The 16311-nt window shown below is 73.3% G+C and carries 13 protein-coding genes; 3 read left to right on the top strand and 10 right to left on the bottom strand.

What is annotated here, in order from left to right:
* Positions 1-14: 14 nt before the first annotated feature.
* The 3 genes from PKC53_RS07030 to PKC53_RS07020 all read right to left on the bottom strand — a co-directional run bounded on the left by PKC53_RS07030 (position 15) and on the right by PKC53_RS07020 (position 4142).
* Complete coding sequence (locus PKC53_RS07030; protein ID WP_324427646.1) at positions 15-1907, bottom strand: tetratricopeptide repeat-containing diguanylate cyclase; 1893 nt, start codon at positions 1905-1907, stop codon at positions 15-17.
* A gap of 184 nt (positions 1908-2091) precedes the next feature.
* On the bottom strand, positions 2092-2853 hold the full coding sequence (locus PKC53_RS07025) for a LytTR family DNA-binding domain-containing protein (protein WP_324427644.1): 762 nt from the start codon (positions 2851-2853) through the stop codon (positions 2092-2094).
* Positions 2853-4142 (bottom strand): histidine kinase, encoded by a 1290-nt coding sequence (locus tag PKC53_RS07020; RefSeq protein ID WP_324427642.1) that lies wholly within the window; start codon positions 4140-4142, stop codon positions 2853-2855. Before PKC53_RS07020 ends, PKC53_RS07025 begins: the two co-directional genes overlap by 1 nt.
* A gap of 132 nt (positions 4143-4274) precedes the next feature.
* On the opposite strand from PKC53_RS07020, the gene PKC53_RS07015 reads away from it, so the two are divergent.
* Together PKC53_RS07015 and PKC53_RS07010 are read left to right on the top strand one after the other, a co-directional pair.
* On the top strand, positions 4275-5300 hold the full coding sequence (locus PKC53_RS07015) for a methionine synthase (RefSeq protein ID WP_324427641.1): 1026 nt from the start codon (positions 4275-4277) through the stop codon (positions 5298-5300).
* 5 nt (positions 5301-5305) lie between these two features.
* Positions 5306-6070 (top strand): 2OG-Fe dioxygenase family protein, encoded by a 765-nt coding sequence (locus PKC53_RS07010; protein WP_324427690.1) that lies wholly within the window; start codon positions 5306-5308, stop codon positions 6068-6070.
* Between the two features lie 241 nt (positions 6071-6311).
* Here the strand turns inward: PKC53_RS07010 and PKC53_RS07005 are convergent, their stop codons facing one another.
* The 7 genes from PKC53_RS07005 to PKC53_RS06975 all read right to left on the bottom strand — a co-directional run bounded on the left by PKC53_RS07005 (position 6312) and on the right by PKC53_RS06975 (position 14883).
* Entirely contained in the window at positions 6312-8573 is a 2262-nt protein-coding gene (locus PKC53_RS07005; protein WP_324427640.1) for a helicase-related protein, read from the bottom strand.
* Between the two features lie 78 nt (positions 8574-8651).
* Complete coding sequence (locus tag PKC53_RS07000; protein ID WP_324427638.1) at positions 8652-10106, bottom strand: aldehyde dehydrogenase; 1455 nt, start codon at positions 10104-10106, stop codon at positions 8652-8654.
* 15 nt (positions 10107-10121) lie between these two features.
* Positions 10122-10928: an ABC transporter ATP-binding protein gene (locus PKC53_RS06995; RefSeq protein WP_324427637.1), complete on the bottom strand. Its 807-nt coding sequence runs from the start codon at positions 10926-10928 to the stop codon at positions 10122-10124.
* The gene (locus PKC53_RS06990) at positions 10925-11701 is read right to left on the bottom strand and encodes an ABC transporter ATP-binding protein (RefSeq protein WP_324427689.1); all 777 of its coding nucleotides are present in this window, start codon (positions 11699-11701) and stop codon (positions 10925-10927) included. Before PKC53_RS06990 ends, PKC53_RS06995 begins: the two co-directional genes overlap by 4 nt.
* A gap of 58 nt (positions 11702-11759) precedes the next feature.
* Positions 11760-12779, bottom strand: coding sequence for a branched-chain amino acid ABC transporter permease (locus PKC53_RS06985; RefSeq protein WP_324427636.1), 1020 nt, complete (start codon positions 12777-12779; stop codon positions 11760-11762).
* The gene (locus PKC53_RS06980; RefSeq protein WP_324427634.1) at positions 12776-13657 is read right to left on the bottom strand and encodes a branched-chain amino acid ABC transporter permease; all 882 of its coding nucleotides are present in this window, start codon (positions 13655-13657) and stop codon (positions 12776-12778) included. Before PKC53_RS06980 ends, PKC53_RS06985 begins: the two co-directional genes overlap by 4 nt.
* 98 nt (positions 13658-13755) lie before the next feature.
* The gene (locus PKC53_RS06975) at positions 13756-14883 is read right to left on the bottom strand and encodes an amino acid ABC transporter substrate-binding protein (protein ID WP_324427688.1); all 1128 of its coding nucleotides are present in this window, start codon (positions 14881-14883) and stop codon (positions 13756-13758) included.
* A gap of 317 nt (positions 14884-15200) precedes the next feature.
* Here PKC53_RS06975 and PKC53_RS06970 point away from each other — a divergent pair, with 317 nt between their 5' ends.
* Positions 15201-16157, top strand: a complete 957-nt coding sequence (locus PKC53_RS06970; protein WP_324427632.1) for a helix-turn-helix domain-containing protein — start codon at positions 15201-15203, stop codon at positions 16155-16157.
* Positions 16158-16311 lie beyond the last annotated feature (154 nt).

Below are 16311 nucleotides of genomic sequence, written 5' to 3'. Positions count from 1 at the left end.
GCAGGCGGGGCACCTCACGACGCGAGCGCCGACGTGGCGTGCGACGCGGGCTCGGCGTCGCGCAGCACCGTGCGGTTGCGCCCGTCGGCCTTGGCGCGGTACAGCGCCTCGTCGGCGCGGCGCAGCAGCGTGGTCACGTCGTCGCCGTCGCCGCGCATCGCGACGCCCAGGCTGATCGTCACCGGCCCTTGCGGCACCCAGCGCGAGACGTCGAGTCGCGCGACGCGCTCGCGCAGCCGCTCGGCGAGCGCACGCGCCGCCGCCGCGTCGTGGCCCGGCGCGACGAGCAGGAACTCCTCGCCGCCGAGCCGCCCGGCGGCCACCGCGCGCCCGCCGTCGCCCGGGCGGTCGGCGGTGTCGCGCAGCGCGGCGGCGACCGCGCGCAGCACCTCGTCGCCGACCGGGTGGCCGAGCTCGTCGTTGATCGACTTGAAGTGGTCGATGTCGGCGATCAGCACCGCGCCGCCGGCCGCGTCGTCGAGCATGCGCTGCAGCCGCTCGACGATGCGGCGGCGGTTCGGCAGCCCGGTGAGCTCGTCGGTCATCGCCAGGTCGCGCAGGCGCAGCCCGTGGCGGCGCTGGCGCAGCCCGAGCATGGCCAGCACGGCGACGAGCAGCGCGGCGAGCACCAGCGCGACGGTCTGCAGCGTGTTGGCCTGGCGCTGCGCGGCGAGCGCGCGTTCGGTGGCCTGCATCTCGCGCGCGAGCGCCGCGGTCTCGCGTTCGCGCGCCGCCAGGTCGAACTCGACCTTCGCGTGCGCGAAGCGCTGGTCGATCTGGCGTCGCAGCAGCCCTTCCGAGACGGCCTTCGAGCGCGCCTGGTGGTCGAACGCCTGGCGCCACTCGCCCAGCGCCGACAGCGCCGCGGCCAGCTCGCCGTGCGCGTCGGCCAGCTCGGCCGGCGAATCGGCGCGCGCGAACACCGCCTGCGCGTCGCGCAGCGCGGCCACCGCGTCGCCGTGGCGGCCGAGCAGGCGCAGCGCGACGCCGCGCTGCAGCGCGATCTGCGCGCGCAGCCGCTCGTCGGGCGTGCGCTGCTGCAGCCGCTCGGCCTCGGCGAGCAGGTCCAGCGCCTGTTGCGGGCGAGCCCGCGCGTTGGCCACACCGGCCAGCCCGCGCAGGCCGTAGGCCGCGCCGCGCGTGTAGCCCAGCTCGCGCCCGAGCGCGGCGACGCCGGCGAAGTGGCGCTGCGCGGCGTCCCAGTCGGCGAGGCGCTCGAGCACGCGCGCCAGGTTGTGCTCGGTCACCAGCCGCTCGCGCAGCAGACCCTCGGCGCGCTGGCGCTCGAGCGCCAGCTCGAAGAAGTGGCGCGCCTGCGCGTGGTCGCCCATGCGGTTGTACAGGATCGCCACCGCGTTGGTCGCGATGCTCAGCCGCCGCGCCGCGCCGATGGCCTCGAACTGCGCGACCGCGCGCTTGAGGTCGGCCAGCCCGAGCGCGAACTCGCCCTGCAGGCCGCGCAGGTAGCCGCGGTGCACGAGGGCGGTGCCGAGCATCTCGCGGTCGGCGGCGGCGTCGGCCACGGTCACCGCCTGCTCGTACAGCGCCATCGCGCGCGCGTTGTCGCCGGCGATCTCGTGCACCTCGCCTTCACAGGCCAGCAACCCGGCGCGCAGGCCGGAGCGCTTCAGGCGCGGCAGCCACGGCGCCGCGTCGGCGAGGTGGGCCAGCGCGCGGGCGCGGTCGCGCTCGGAGTGGTAGTCGCACAGCTGCAGGTGCGCGTGCACGACGGTGTCGGCGTCGTCGCCGGCGGCCGCGAGCGCCTGCTCGGCCAGCGTGCGGCTGGCCTCGGGGTCGCGCCCCATCGCGTCGACGCTGCGCTCGATCAGCACCGCCGGCGCGTCGTCGCTGCCCAGCGCCGCGTCGGCGGCCGCGGTGGCGAGCAGCAGGCACAGCAGAAGCGGCAACAGGCGTTTCGGTCGCACGGGCGGGAGGGCGGGGGCCGCGCAGGCCCGGGTCACGGCCTGCGGACGGCGGAGCGGGCAGGCCGCGATTGTGGCCGACGCCGTCCCCGCGCGGCGGCCCGGCAACGCAGGTGCGCGTGACCGATGCCGCCGCGGCGGCGTTCGTCGACGTCGGGTGCGGCGCCCGTCACATCCCCTTGAAACGCCACGCATAGGCCTGGCTGACGGCGAGCTTCTCCGAGTGCGCGCGCAGGTGCAGCGTCACGCGGCCCAGTTCGTCGCGCTGCGCGCGCGCGATCGCCGCGGCGCGCACGATCAGCCCGCGGTGCACCTGCCAGAAGGCCTCGGGGTCGAGGCCCTCGGCGATCTCCTTCAGCGGCTTGCGCACGTGCGCCTCGTCGCCGGCGGTGACCACGCGCGTGTACTTCTCGTCGCTCTGGAAGAAGAGCACCTCGTCGATGCCGAACATCTTGATCGTGTCGCCGACGCTGGCGCTGATCCAGCGCAGCCGCGGCACGGCGTCGGGCCGCGGTGCGAGCCGCGCCGCCAGCTGCTCGACCAGCGCGTCGAGCGCGGGCGCCGCCTCGCGCGCGCCCAGGCGCGCGCGCAGCCGCCGCGCCGCCTGCGCCAGCCGCTCGGCCGCCACCGGCTTGAGCAGGTAGTCGACCGCGCCGGCGTCGAACGCGGCCACCGCGTGGCTGTCGTAGGCGGTGGTGAACACCACGTGGCAGCGTCCGCTGGCCGCGCGCGCGACGTCGAGCCCGCTGGCACCGGGCATGCGGATGTCGAGGAAGGCGACGTCGGGCGCGTGTGCGTCGATCGCCTCGATCGCCGCCGGGCCGTGCTCGCACTCGGCGACGACGTCGAGCTCGGGCCAGGCCGTGGCCAGCATGCGGCGCAGCTCGGCGCGCGGCAGGTCTTCGTCGTCGGCGAGGATCGCGGTGGGCATCACTCGAAGTCCAGAGGCAGCGTCAGCGTCGCGACGACGCCGCCCTCGGTGCGGCTGCGCAGCGCCAGCGACGCGCGTTCGCCGTACAGCTGCGCGAGCCGCTCGCGGATGTTGGCGAGCCCCAGCCCGGTGCCGGCCGACGCGCCGCCGAAGCCGACGCCGTCGTCGGCGACGTGGATCGCCAGCCGCCCGTCGTCGGTGCGCGCGGCGCCCACGTCGACGCGCGCCGCGCCGACCTTCGGCTCGACGCCGTGCTTGACCGCGTTCTCGACCAGCGACACCAGCAGCAGCGGCGGGCAGCGCGCGCGCAGCAGGTCGGCCGGCGCGTCGACGCGCCAGGCCAGCCGCGGCATGCGTGCGGCCATCAGCCCGAGGTAGGCGCGCAGCAGCTCGAACTGCGCGCCCAGCGTCGCGTCGACGGCGCCGTCGCTGCGCAACCGCGGGATCGCCGCGCGCAGGTACTCGACGAGGCGGTCGATCATCGTCGTCGCGCGTGCCGGGTCGGTGGCGATCGCACTGCGCACGCCGGCCAGCGTGTTGAACAGGAAGTGCGGCTCGACCTGCGCCGCGAGCACCGACAGCCGCAACTCGGCCTCGCGGCGCTGCGCCTGCGCCTCGCGCAGTTCGCGCTCGCGCGCCAGCGCGGCCAGCGCCGCGCGCTCGCGCCGCCAGCCGACCAGCGCGAAGCCGCCGGCCAGCCAGAACGCGACGAAGGCGTGCACCGCGAGGTTGCTCGCGTCGTCGGCGCTGCGCGACCGCTGCGCTGCGGCGGCGGCGTCGGGCTGGCGGTCTTCGATCGGCTGCACCAGGATGCCGATGTGCAGCGCGATGCGCCGGCGCTTGCCTTCGGCGTCGACGTCGCCGATGCGCTCGGCGATCCACTGCTTGACCGGCTCGCCGGCGACGCGCGACACGCCCAGCGTCAGCGCCACCGCCGCCAGCACCGCGGCGAGCAGCGCCCAGCCCTCGACTCGCTCGGGCCAGGCGCGCCGGCGCACCCAGGCGCCGAACCGCGGCCCGGCGACCAGCGGGATCAGCAGGTTGAACGACAGCCCCAGCAGCGCCGCCCAAGGCCATCCGCTGCTCGAATTGGCCCGCCCGAAGCCGGCCACCAGGAGCAGCGCGACGCCCACCGGCACCGCCCAGGCCAGCGTGCGCTCGCGCGCCCATGGCGCGCTGAACACCGGCCAGCGGCGGTAGCGCGTGAACCAGCCCTGCGCGCGTCCCGACAGCTCGGCCGGCAGCGGCTGGTCGGGCGCGGGAGGCAGCGGTGCCGCGACGGTGGTCATCGGTGCACAGCATAGCCAGCGCCGCCGCAAGCGGCCAGCGGCGCGACCGGACGGGCGTGGCGCGCGACGAAAGGCACGTCCGGCGCGACCGGCGCCGCTGCCGCTATGCTCGGCGCCGGAGGAGCGAAGACGATGTTCGACACGACGATCGCCGGCAGCCTGCCCAAGCCCGCCTGGCTGGCCGAGCCGCACAAGCTGTGGCCGCGCTGGCAGGCCGACGGTGCCGAGCGGGCGCAGGCCCAGCTCGACGCGACGCTGCTGTGGATCAAGCACCAGGAGGACGCCGGGCTCGACGTGATCGGCGACGGCGAGCAGGCGCGCCAGCACTTCGTGCACGGCTTCCTCGAGCGCGTCGACGGCATCGACTTCGAGCACAAGGTCGAGATGGGCATCCGCGCCGACCGCCACAAGGCGATGGTGCCGCAGGTCGTCGCGCCGCTCGCCCTGAAGGGCCGCGTGCACGAGGCCGAGGCGCGGCTGCTGCGCGCGCACACGACGCGGCGCACCAAGTTCACGCTGCCCGGGCCGATGACCATCGTCGACACGGTGGCCGACCGCTTCTACGGCGACCGCGTGCAGATGGCCTTCGCGTTCGCCGAGCTGCTGAATCGGGAGGCGCGGGCGCTGCAGGCCGACGGCATCGACGTGATCCAGTTCGACGAGCCGGCGTTCAACGTCTACATGGCCGAGGCGGCCGACTGGGGCGTGAAGGCACTCGAGCGTGCGGCCGAGGGCCTGAGCTGCAAGACCGCGGTGCACATCTGCTACGGCTACGGCATCGAGGCCAACGTCGCGTGGAAGCGCACGCTCGGACGCGAGTGGCGCCAGTACGAGCAGGTGTTTCCCGCGCTCGCGAAGAGTGCCATCGACCAGGTCAGCCTCGAGTGCATCCACTCGCAGGTGCCGCCCGACCTGATGGCGTTGCTCGAAGGCAAGGACGTGATGGTCGGCGCGATCGACGTGGCCAGCGACCGCGTCGAGACGCCCGACGAGGTGGCCGACACCCTCGGCACCGCGCTGCGTTTCGTTCCCGCGGCGCGGCTGATCGCCTGCACCAACTGCGGCATGGCGCCGATGGGCCGCGCCGTCGCCGAGGCCAAGCTGCGTGCGCTGGTGCAGGGCGCCGCGCTGGCGCGAGAACGCTGGGCAGCGCCTTGAGCGCGCTGGCGCCGCCGCTGACCGCGCCCGGTGCGCTCGACGACGCGCTGCGCGGGCGCGGCCACGCGGTGCTCGACGCCGCGGGGCTGTGCGCGCTGCTCGGCGGCATCGCGCGCGAGCGGCTCGATGCCTGGTGGCCGTACTGGGACCGGCTGCCCGACGACACGCACCTGCGCGACGGCGGCCGCTACCGCCGCCGGCGGCACGCGTGTTTCGTCGTCGACGGCGACGACGTGCGCCAGGCGCCGCACCGCGCGCACTGGCAGCCGGTCGAGTACAACGCGCTGCACGGCGGTTTCGAGCGCTGGTTCGAGCCGGTCGAGCCGGCGCTGGCCGGCGACGCGCTGTGGGCGCGGCTGCTTCGCGTCGCCGCGGCGCGCGCCAGCGCGCTGCGCGGCGCCCGACCGTGGTACGTCGAAGCGCACCCGTTTCGCATCGATGCGTCGGCGGGCATCGGGCGGCCGACGCCCGAGGGCGCGCACCGCGACGGCGTCGACCTGGTCGTCGTCGTGCTGGTGCGCCGCGTCAACGTCAAGGGCGGCGAGACGCGCGTGTTCGACGCCGGCGGTCCGCAGGGGCTGCGCTTCACCTTGGCCGAGCCGTGGAGCGTGCTGTGGCTGGACGACGCGCGCATGATCCACGAGACCACGCCGGTGCAGCCGCTCGACCCCGGCGCACCGGCGTTTCGCGACACGCTGGTGCTGACCTGCCGCGCCGGCGGGTTCCAGGGCCCGCAGCGCCCTGATGCGACTTGGCGTTCGACTGCGTAAGAACTGCCGGCGTGCGCGGTGCGCGTGTCCGATGCATGCCCAGGTCGCGCGAGCCGAGGGCAGTGGGGTCTGCCCTCCCTGTCCCCCGCCAGCGGCCTGCGGTCGCTGGCTCCCTCGCCGCTTCCGGTCGAGCGCCCCTGCGGCCCTCGGCCCACGACCGTGACGATGTTCGACCGTCGACGACCCGCCACGGTGCCCGCCGGCGTCGGCACGCTCGACGGCCGCCGCGCTTCGCGCGGCGTCAGCGTGGCCGGCCGCGGCGCATGCGGCGCTCGGCCAGCGGGCGCTTGCCCTTGAGCTGGCGCTCGATGCCGTCGTTGAGCGTGCTGCGCAGCGCCAGGACCTCGTCGACGTGACCGTACACGCCCTCGAAACGAAGGCCCAGCCACAGCCACAGCGTGCAGGCGCGCAGCGCCTGTTCCATGCGCTCGAGCCGGCTGTGGCCGTCGACGTCGTCGAGGAAGGTCGGGCGCCCCGCCTGCCCGGTGCGTGCGTGCGACTCGGCCCAGTCGAGGTAGGCCTCGACGAGCTGCGCCGTGCGCGTGTCCACCGGCGCCTGCGCGTAGGTGAAGCGCATGGCCAGCGGCAGCGCCGGCGCACGTTCGTCGAGCTGGCCGGCCAGGTCCAGCATCTGCTCCAGCGGCGCGACCGCGAAGTGCGCGTCGTCCAGCCGCAGCTGCTCGACGAAAACCGCCAACACCTCGCGCAGCCGCGTGCGCTGCAGCCGCTCGGCAATCGTCGCCACGTGCCAGGGGTTGGGCGCCACCGGGGCCTTGAAGTCGCGCGGCGCGCGCGGCTGCTGCGGCAGCAGTTCGGCCAGCGCCTCCTGCGCGTCGGGCTCGGCGCCGTCGAGCACGCCGACGAAACCCTCCTCGTGCATGCCGTAGCGGCCGGCGCGGCCGGCGATCTGGTGCGTCTCCGACACGTCCAACGGCCGGTCGGCGACGCCGTCGTACTTGACCAGGGTGGAGAACAGCACGCGCCGGATCGGCAGGTTCAGCCCCATGCCGATCGCGTCGGTGGCCACCAGGATGTGCGACGCGCCCTCGGCGAAGCGCTCGGCCTCGCGCCGCCGCACCTCGGGCGGCAGCGCGCCGTAGATCACCGACACCGGGTGGCCGGCGGCGGCGATGCGGTCGCGCAGCATCAGCACGTCGCGCCGGCTGAAGGCGACCACCGCGTCGCCCAGCGCCAGCTGCTCCAGCGGCACCGGGCGCGGCAGCAGCTGCACGTGCTGCTTGCGCTCGAAGTGCTGCACCTCGCAGCGCTCGCCGCACAGGCCGAACAGGCGCTCGATGGCGGGCACCGCGAAGGCCGAGCAGATCACGATGACCTCGCGCGCCGGCACCGCGACGATGGCCTGCGTCCAGGCCCAGCCGCGCGAGGCGTCGAAGATCATCTGCGCCTCGTCGATGACGGCGACGTCGATCTCGCGCTGCGTGTTCATCATCTCGATCGTGCTCGAGACCACGCGTGCGCCGGGCGCCGGCACGTTCTCCTCGCCGGTCAGCAGCGAGCAGGGCACGCCGCGTCCCACCAGCCGGTCGCGGCCCTCCAGCGCGAGCAGGCGCAGCGGCGCGAGGTACGCCCCGTCCAGCGCCTGCGCCAGCCGCTCGAACGCGGCGTGCGTCTTGCCGCTGTTGGGCGGGCCGACGAACAGGCGCACGCGGCGGTCGAGCGCGCGCGCCTTCGGGAAGGTCGCCGGGTAGCCCTGGAAGGCGAGCTCGCCCGCCAGGCCGTCGAGCGCGTCGAGCTCGGCCGCCTGCTGCGCCCAGCGCCGTTCGGCGCGCGTGCAGGCGGCCAGCAGTTCGTCCAGCGGCAGTGGCGACGCGCATTCGGCCTGCAGCCGCGGCAGCAGCGACGCCAGGTGCTGCGGCGCGGCCGCGCGCGCGGCGGCGACCAGCGACTCGACGTGCGCCGTCACCTGTGTGGCCTGCGGGTGCTGCGCCGGAGGGCCCATCGCCGCCTGCAGCGCCGCGGTGTCGCCGTCGCGGAAGAAGGCCCACACCGCGTCGTGCGGTACCGGCACGCGGTGGTAGATCGGCAGCTTCCAGCCCGGCTCGGACAGCGTCAGCGTGTGGCGGATCAGCCGCGTCCAGCGGCCGGCGCGGCGCGTCACCGCGAGCGCCTCGAGCGCGGCGAAGCGCTCGAGCATGCGCGGCCGCGCGTCGGCGCCGCCGCCGACGGCCTGCAGGTGCGCGAGTGCCGGCTCGATGTCCTGCGGCGCGATCCAGCGGCTCGGCCGCTGGCCGGCCACCGGCTTCTGCAGCATCACCAGGCCGAGCGCGTCGAGGTGCGCTTCGGGGTCGGTGCCGGGGTCGACCAGGAAGTCGGCCGGCCGCACGACCTGCGGCAGGTGGTGCAGCGCGTGGCGGATGCGCGCCAGCGCCTTCGCGTCGATGCCCGGCGGCAGCCGCGCTGCGTGCCGCGGATCGGGCAGTTCGGCCGGCTTGGACGGCCGCGCTTTCGCAGTCGGCGGCGGGGAGGCGTCAGCAGCGCTCATCGGGGGGTTGCGGTTCGCGTTGTTGCATCGAGTCGCCCTCCTGCGGCGCGAGGCGCCGAAGGCGCCCCGGGGGTGGTATCAGAACGGATAGTGTCGCGGCGTGGTCTGCACCGTGATCCAGCGCAGCTCGGTGAACTCGGCGATGCCGGCCCTGCCGCCGAAGCGGCCGATGCCCGAACCCTTGACGCCGCCGAACGGCATCTGTGCCTCGTCGTGCACCGTCGGACCGTTGACGTGGCAGATGCCCGAGTCGATTTTGCGCGCGACGTTGAACGCGCGTGCGATGTCGCGCCCGAACACGGCCGCCGACAGCCCGTACTCGTTGTCGTTGGCGCAGTCCACCGCCTCCTCGATGCCGTTCACGCGCACGATCGCCTTGACCGGGCCGAAGGTCTCCTCGTGGTAGATGCGCATCGCCGGCGTCACGTGGTCGAGCAGCGTGGCCGGCATCAGCGTGGTCTCGGCCTTGCCGCCGCACACCAGCTTGGCGCCCTTGGCCAGCGCGTCGTCGATCAGCGCGTTGCAGTGTTCGACGGTGGGCATGCCGATCACCGAGCCGAGCACGACGGGCTCGGGCTTGCGCGGGTCCCCCAGCGGCAGGCTCCTGGCCTTGTCGGCGAACTTCTTGACGAACTCGTCGGCGATCTTCCGGTCGACGATCAGCCGCTCGGTGGACATGCAGATCTGGCCGCTGTTGGCGAAGCAGCCGAAGGCCGCGGCGTTGACCGCGTCGTCGAGGTCGGCGTCGTCCAGCACCACCATCGGCGCCTTGCCGCCGAGCTCCAGCACCACCGGCTTGAGGTACTTCGCGCAGGTCATCGCGATGATCCTGCCCACGCGCGTGCTGCCGGTGAAGTTGACGCGGCGCACCGCCGGGTGCGCGACCATCGCCTCGACCACCGCGCCGGCGTCGGCCGGGGCGTTGGTGATGTAGTTGACGACGCCGGGCGGGAAGCCCGCGTCCTGGAAGGCCTCGACGATCAGCGCGTGCGTGCGCGGGCAGTTCTCGCTGCCCTTCAGGATCACGGTGTTGCCGCAGGCCAGCGGCGTGGCGATCGCGCGCACGCCCAGGATGACCGGCGCATTCCAGGGTGCGATGCCGAGCACCACGCCCGCGGGCTGGCGCACGCCCATCGCCAGGCTGCCCGGCACGTCCGACGGGATCACCTCGCCGGCGACCTGCGTCGTCAGCGCCGCGGCCTCGCGGATCATGCCGGCGGCCAGGAAGACGTTGAAGCCGGCCCACATGCCGGTGGCGCCGGTCTCGGCGGGCACCGCCTCGACGAACTGCGGCGTCTTGGCCTCCAGCGCGTCGGCGGCCTTGAGCAGCAGCGCGCGGCGCGCGCCGGGCCCGGTCTCGCTCCAGGTCTTGAAGGCCTCGGCGGCGGCCTCGACGGCCATCACCGCATCGGCCGGCGTGCAGGCCGGCGCGCGCGTGGCCACCGTGCCGTCGAGCGGGTTGCGGCGTTCGAACGTGGCGTTCTTCTCGGCCGTCACCTTCAGGCCGTTGATGAGCATCGACAGGTCGGACATGGGGCTCTCCTTGGGTCAGGCGGTCGCCGCGGCGCGGCGCCGATGTGCCGCGTCGGCGGCGGTGGTGGTGTCGGAAGCGGCGGCGCCGAGGTAGGCCTCGCGCACGACGCTGGAGCGCGCCAGCAGCTTCGCCTGGCCGCTGGCCACGAGCACGCCACGCTCCAGCACGTAGCCGCGGTCGGCCACGGCCAGCGCCTTCTTGACGTTCTGCTCGACCATCAGCACCGTGGTGCCGGCGTCGGCGATGCGCCGCGCGATGGCCAGCAGCTCGTCGACCATCTTCGGCGCCAGGCCCAGCGAAGGCTCGTCGAGCATCAGCAGGCGCGGATGGCTGACCATCGCGCGCGCCACGGCCACCATCTGCTGCTCGCCGCCGCTCATCGTGCCGGCGAGCTGGTTCGCGCGCTCGCGCAGCTTGGGGAAGTTGCCGAAGGCCTCGTCGATGCGGCGTGCGCGTTCGGATTTGGGGACCAGCCAGCCGCCGAGCTCGAGGTTCTCGGTCACCGTCATCTGCGGGAACAGCTGCCGGCCCTCGGCGACGAGCGCGACGCCGTCGCGCACGATCTCGTGCGTCTTCTCGGGCAGGTCCTCGCCGTCCAGCGTGACGATGCCCCGGCGCGGGATCAGCCCGGCCAGCGCCTTGAGCAGCGTCGTCTTGCCGGCACCGTTGGGGCCGAGGATCACCGTGAGGCCGGGCCTGGCTTCGAGCGTCAGGTCGCGCAGCACGAGGAAGGGGCCGTAGCCGGCGGACAGGCCCTGCACCTTCAGGTGCGCGCGGCCGGTGCCGCCGAGCGTGAAGGGTTCCGGGCGCCACCACATCATGGCGTCGCCTCGGTCGGCTCTTCCATCATCTCGTCGCCCAGGTAGGCCTCGATCACCTCGCGGTCGCGCACCACCTCGGCCGGCGGGCCATCGGCGATCTTGCGCCCCTGGTGCAGCACGATCACGCGCTCCACGTGGCGCAGCAGCACCGTCACCGCGTGCTCGATCCAGATCACGGTCAGGTCCAGCTCGTCGCGCATGCGGCGGATCAGCCGCGCCATGTCCTCGATCTCGCCCTCGGTCAGGCCGGCGGCCACCTCGTCCAGCAGCAGCAGCTTCGGGCGCGTCGCCAGCGCCATGCCGATCTCCAGCAGCCGCTGCTGGCTGGGCGTGATGGCCGCGGCCGGCAGGTCGGCCAGCGTATCGAGCCCGATCAGCTTCAGGATGCTCTGGGGCGTGCGCAGCGCCCAGGGCACGGATACCTCGTCGCCCCAGAAGACATACTTGCGCGGGCGCCGGCCGGCAAACTTGAGGCCGAACTCGATGTTGTCGCGCACGCGCATCTCGGCGAAGGTGCGCGGCGTCTGGAAGGTGCGTGCCACGCCATGCGCCGCGAAGCGATGCGGCTTGCGCCCGGTGAGGTTGCGCCCGCCGGCCACCAGCCGGCCGGAGGTCGGCATCTGCACGCCCGAGATGGCGTTGAAGAAGGTCGTCTTGCCGGCGCCGTTGGGGCCGATGATGCCGACCAGCTCGCCGGCGCGGAACTGCGCGCTCACCGCGTCCACCGCGACCAGCCCGCCGAAGCGCACCGTGACCTCGTGCGCGTCCAGCAGCAGCGGCACGCGCGGGTCGTGCGGCGTGCCGTCGGGGCGCGTGTGGCTCAGGTGCGGCTCAGAGGACAACGCGCCGCTCCTTCTCGCGCCGCTCGTCGCGCGCCTTGTCGCCGCTCCATTCGTAGCGCTTCTCCTTCCACCAGGCCCGGGTGTCGTTCCACCAGCCCTTGAACGTGTCCCAGCGCAGCGACGCCAGACCACCCGGCAGGTACAGCACCGACAGGATCAGCAGCAGCCCCAGCGTCATCATGTACAGCTGCGGCAGCTGCAGGCGCAGCGTCTCGGCCAGCAGGCTGAAGACGATGGCCGCGATCAGCGGTCCCCACAGCGTGGCCGCGCCGCCGATCAGCGCGATCAGCACGGTCTGGAAGCCGATGAAGGGGTTGAAGACCGTGGTCGGGTCGATGTAGGTCCAGCGCACGCTCATCGCCGCGCCCATCGCGCCGGCGAACGCGGCGGTCAGCGCGAAGCCGGCGATCTTGACCAGGCGCGTATCCACGCCCAGCGTCTGCGCGCGCTGCTCGTCGCTGCCGATGCCGCGCATCGCGAGCCCGAAGCGCGTGCGCCGCACGACGATGGAGGTGGCCACCGCCAGCACCGCCAGCAGCAGCACGGTCAGGTAGACGGTGTCGCGCTCGGGCACCACCGCCAGCACGCGGCCCACGGTGCCGGTGACCTGCTTCTCCCAGGTCGTGATCGCATGGCGGATCAGCTCCGTCATGCCGAAGGTCAGCACCGCGAAGTAGGTGCCGCGCAGGTGCAGCACCAGCGCGCCCATCACGACGGCCACCGCCGTCGCGACGCCGGCGCCGTAGACGATGGCCAGCGTCCAGCCTTGGCCTTCCATCGTCAGCGCGCTGGTGTAGGCGCCGATGCCGAAGAACGCCGCAGTGGCCAGCGACAGGTAGCGCGTGCTGCCGCAGAACAGGCTCCAGCTGGTCGCCAGCGCGATGTACATCAGGCAGCTCAGCGCCATCGAGACGGCGAATTCGCTGCCGTAGTAGGGCAGCGACAACGCCCAACCGGTCAGGCCGAACAGCACCAGCCAGTCGCGCGCTTGCAGTTGCCGGTCGGTCATCTCTTGCGGTGGAACAAGCCGTTGGGCCGCAGCAGCAGCACGGCGATGAAGACGCTGTACGACAGCAGCGACTTCAGCGACGGGCTCGTGTAGTGCATGCCGATCGCCTCCACCACGCCCAGCAGCAGGCCACCGGCCAGCGCGCCGCCCATGCTGCCGAAGCCGCCCAGCGTGATGACGATCAGCGCCGTCACCGTGTACGGCTCACCCATCGCCGGCGCGATGGTGTAGGTCATCGACAGCAGGCAGCCGGCGACGCCCGACAGCCCCAGGCCGATGCCGAACATCAGCGGGTGCAGCGTCTTCGTGTCGATGCCCACCAGTTGCGCCCCGGTGGGCGACTGCATCAGCGCGCGCACGCCCTTGCCGTACAGCGTGGTGCGCAACAGCACGATCAGCGCCGCCGCGAAGACCAGCGACAGCGCCAGCACCAGCAGCTTGTTGGCCGCGAACTGCGCGCCGCCGATGGCGACCGGGCCGGTCAGGTAGTCGTAGCCGCGCAGCTCGCCGCCCCACACCCAGGACGCGAAGTTCTGCACCAGGAACATCAGGCCGAAGCTGACCATCAGCGCGCGCGCCTCGAACACATCGACGTTGGGCGAGGTGTCGGTCAGGCGCTTGAACCACAGGCGGTGGATCACCAGGCCCAGCGCCATCGTCAGCGCGAACGACAGCGGGATCATCGCCAGCGGCGACCAGCCCAGCGACGTCGTCGCGACCCAGGTCACGAAGGCGCCGAGCATCAGGAACTCGCCATGGGCGATGTTCAGGATGCGCATCAGCCCGTACTGCAGGTTGAGCCCGAGCGCGACCAGCGCATAGATGCTGCCGGTGATGACCCCGGAAGCGATCAGTTCGAGCCAGGCGCCGAAGGACATGAGGAGGCGGACAACGGAAGACCCTGGCCGGACGCGCGAGGCGCGTCCGGCCCGTGATCAGGCAGGAGACCGTCCGCAGGGACGGTCTCCTGTCCCGATCACGCCCACGCCGGCTTGGGCGCGACCAGCGGCGCGGTGGCCACCGCCTTCGGCCACACGACCTCGAACTCGCCCTTCTGCCACTGGCTGACGCTGCCCGGCGTGCCGACGTTCTCGCTGCCGTTGAACCTGATCTTGCCCAGGATGGTGTTGTGCTCGTTGCCGGCCACGTAGTCGCGGATCGCCTTGCGGTCCAGGCCGTGGCGGCCGACAGCGGCGGTCAGGATCTCCAGCGCGGCCCAGCAGGCGCCGCTGGCCCAGCGGTCGGGCTCCTTGCCCTCGAAACGCTTGGTGTGCGCGTCGAAATAGGCCTTGGCAGCCGGGCTCGTCTTGCTGTTCCACGAGCCCATGCCCAGCACGCCTTCGGCACCTTCCTTCATCACGTTGCGGTAGAGCTGGAACGCGGTGCCCACCGAGGCGTAGAAGTACTTCGGGTTGAAGCCGATCTCCTTGGCCTGGCGGCTGGCCAGGATGGTGTCCGGCGGGTAGGTGAAGCCGACGAAGGCGTCGGGGTTCTTGTCCTTGATCGAGCGCAGCACCGGCGACAGGTCCTTGACGCCGCCGGGGTAGCTCTTGTCCTCGACCAGGTTGATGCCCGAGCCCTGCAGCGCCACCTTCAGCGCGGCATAGTTCTCCAGCCCGAACAGGTCGTCGACGTAGATCACGGCCATCGACTTGACGCCCTGGCCCTTGAGCATGTCGACCAGCGCATTGGTCATCGGCGCCGGCTGCTGCAGCATCAGGAAGAAGTACGGCAGCTTCATCTCCACCAGCCGCCGGCTCAGCGCGGTCGGCGCCAGGAAGGGGTAGCCCATGCGGTTGGCCAGCGGGGCGACGGCGAAGTTGGCGTTGCTGCCCCAGGGCGGCAGCACGAGGTCGACCTTGTCGCTGCCCATCAGCTTCTCGTAGGTGCGCACGCAGGTCTCGATGTCGCTGCGGTCGTCGCTGCTGATCAGCTCGATGCGGCGCTTCGCGCCAGCCACGTTCAGGCCGCCGGCGGCATTCTGCTGCTCGGCCCACAGGATGTAGTTCGGCTCCTGGCTGACCTGCGCGCCGCCGGTCCAGGGGCCGGTGCGCGCCATCGCGTAGCCCACGCGCACCGGCTGCGCCTGCGCGAGCGACAGCATCGGGGCGGACAGGACGGCGGCGCCGGCGGCGAGCGCCTGCGTGGCGCGGCGGCGGCTGATGCCGGGCGAACGGTCGGGGGAACGGGTGTCGTGGCTCATGGCATGTCTCCTGCGTCGTCGGCGGGCTGCGGTCACCCGGCAGCTGCGCAATGCTAGGCGGCCGGTCGCGACCGCGCTTGCCCGGGCGTGCAATGGGACTTGACGATTCGTGCACGGCTGCCTCGGACTTTCCCTAGGTCGTGCGGCGCCGGGCGGGCCGGCGGGGGCGAACGCGGCCCCCGATAATCCCGCATCCGCCACGACCCGTGGGTGTCGCGATGACCACCGCTTCCGCGCTGATGACGACCGACCAGGTGTCGCCGCGCGAGCGCGTCGCGTTCTGGGCCGACTGGATCCACCGCCTGTTCGGCGGCCTCGAGTCGGACCTGTACGGCGACACGCAGTTCGATGGCCGCCTGACGACCACCCAGGCCGGCGAGGTCGTGCTCACGCGCCTGGCCGCCAACCGCCACCGCGTCCTGCGTTCGCGCACGCTGGTGCGGCGCGCCGATGCCGGCTACGTCAAGATCGTCGCCCCGCTGCAGGGGCGCGCCGGGGTCGAGCAGCAGGGGCGCCGTGCGTGGGTCGGGCCCGGCCAGTGGAGCCTGTACGACACCACCGAGACCTACGCCGTCGACAACCCGGTGCGCGTCGAGCACCTGATCGTGATGGTGCCGAAGGCGCGGCTCGTCGAGCGCGGGTTGCCGCTGGCCGAGCTGTGCGCGCGCCCGCTCGGCGACGCCGCCGCGTCGCGGCTGGCGCTGCAGACGATGCGCAACGCGTACCGCCAACTGCCTGGTGTCGGCCCGCAGGCCGCGCGTGGCGTCGGCGAACTGATCACGCACTGCGTGCACCTGGCCCTGCTGGACCTCGCCGACCGCGGCACTGCCGCGACGCAGCGCCTGACGCTGCGCGAGCGCATCAAGCACCACGTCTCACAGCGGCTCGGCGACCCGCAGCTGTCGGTCGACGCGATCGCCAGCGCGCTGAACGTGTCGCGACGGCAGCTCTACAACGCCTTTGCCGACGAGCCCGACGGCGTGGCCGGCCATGTGCTCGCGCAGCGGCTCGATGCCTGCCGCGCCGACCTGGCCGATCCGCGGCTGGCCCAACGCTCGATCACCGACATCGCGCTCGACCGTGGTTTCACGAGCCTGGCCCACTTCAGCCGCGTCTTCCGCGCCGCCACCGGCATGGCGCCGAGCGACTACCGCCGCGTGCACGGCGGCGCGTGAGCAGCCGGCGTCGTCCGTCGCATCGGCGCGTGGTCGGGGTAGCGGTCCGTTGCTGACCTTGAACGTCGGCTTTGCATGGGCGTGCCACGGTCGCGCAGGCCGAGGCCGGCGGGTGCCCTTGCCCTCCATGTCCCCCGCCACCGGTCTTCGACCG

It is taken from the genome of Azohydromonas sp. (assembly GCF_035325925.1).
In the GTDB taxonomy this organism is placed as follows: domain Bacteria; phylum Pseudomonadota; class Gammaproteobacteria; order Burkholderiales; family Burkholderiaceae_C; genus Calidifontimicrobium.
Note: the sequence above shows the minus strand (reverse complement) of the source record. Positions and strands in the feature narration are given on the sequence as shown.